1 protein-coding gene is annotated in these 1,663 nt (G+C 73.6%); it reads left to right on the forward strand.

What is annotated here, in order from left to right; translation table 11 throughout:
• Positions 1-1,588 (forward strand): pyridoxal phosphate-dependent decarboxylase family protein (locus E0D90_RS25475; protein WP_438827455.1); only part of this gene is annotated, 1,588 nt, incomplete at its 5' end.
• Positions 1,589-1,663: the final 75 nt, after the last annotated feature.

Raw genomic sequence — 1,663 nt, forward strand, 5'->3', positions numbered from 1 at the left:
CGACCGGCCCCACGACCCGCCCCGCACCCGCACCCGCACCCAGCCCGTACCGGAGGGACACCCGATGGAGCTCACGTCCTGGCTCGGCCACGCGGTCGAGCGCCACCAGAGGTGGGCCGACGGCTTCGGCCCGCGCCCGAGCCACCCGGCGCTCGCCGTCGCGCCCGACCGCTTCGCCGCCGCCTTCGACGAACTCGGCGAACGGCTCGGCGACAGCTACCCGTTCTTCCATCCCCGGTACGCGGGCCAGATGCTCAAGCCTCCGCATCCGGCGGCCGTGACGGGCTACCTCGCCGCGATGCTGGTCAACCCCAACAACCACGCCCTGGACGGCGGTCCGGCCACCTCCGCGCTGGAAGTCGAGGTGGTGGAACAGCTGGCCGCCATGTTCGGCCTGGAGACCCACCTGGGCCACCTCACCAGCAGCGGCACCATCGGCAACCTGGAGGCGCTGTTCGTCGCCCGCGAGTCCCACCCGGGCAAGGGCGTCGCCTTCAGCGCCGAGAGCCACTACACCCACGCGCGGATGTGCCACCTGCTCGGCGTCCCGTCGTACCCGGTCCCCGTCGACGACCGGGGCCGGATGGAGCCGGGGGCGCTGGAGGAACTGCTGCGTACCGGGACGGTCGGCACCGTCGTGGCCACCGCGGGCACCACCGGCCTGGGGGCGGTCGACCCGGTCCACTCGATCGTGGCACTGGCGCGCGCCCACGGTGTACGCGTCCATGTGGACGCCGCCTACGGCGGGTTCTTCACCCTGCTCGCCGCCGACCCCGAACCGGACGGAGGAAAACAGCCGTTGGTGGATCCGGCCCCGTGGCGGGCGATCGCCGACTGCGACTCCGTGGTGATCGACCCGCACAAGCACGGGCTCCAGCCGTACGGCTGCGGGGCCGTTCTCTTCCGCGACCCGGCGGTGGAGCGGTTCTACCGCCACGACTCCCCCTACACGTACTTCACCTCGGCCCGGCCGCACCTGGGCGAGATCAGCCTGGAGTGTTCACGCTCCGGTGCGTCCGCCGCGGCGCTGTGGCTCACCCTCCGCCTCTTCCCGCTGACCCCGGACGGGCTCGGCCAGGTGCTGGCGGCCGGACGCCGCGCCGCGCTGCGCTGGGCCGAACTAATCGCCGAATCGTCGGAGTTGGTGCTGTACCAGCGGCCCGAGCTGGACATCGTCAGCTACTTCCCGCGCACCGATCCGCTGACCCGCGACCGCGTCGGCGAAGCCGCGGAGCGGGTGCTGCGCGCCGGGATGAGCACGGACTCCGACGACCCGGTCTATCTCAGTACCTCGCGCGTCACCGACGCCGCGTTCACCGCCCGGCACCCGGAGATCGGGGGAACGGGCGCGGCCGGGCCGGACCCCGGCGCCATGAGCGACGCGGGCAGCGTGACCGTGCTGCGCAGCGTGCTGATGAAACCGGAGTCCGAGCCGTACCTCGACCGGCTGCACGAGCGAGTGACCGCGCTGGCCCGTGAGGCCGCCCGGCAGCCGCAGACCCCCGCCACCGACCACCCCGACGCCGACCACCCCGACGCCGACCACCCCGACGCCGGCCACGGCGCCGGACCCGACCGAAAGGGCTGACCCATGGAACTCGACACCGAGACCACGACCGGTGAACCGGCGGTGACCGGCCCGCGCACCACCGTCGCCCCGCCC

The sequence above is a fragment of the Streptomyces otsuchiensis genome (assembly GCF_004305975.1).
In the GTDB taxonomy this organism is placed as follows: Bacteria; Actinomycetota; Actinomycetes; order Streptomycetales; family Streptomycetaceae; genus Streptomyces; species Streptomyces otsuchiensis.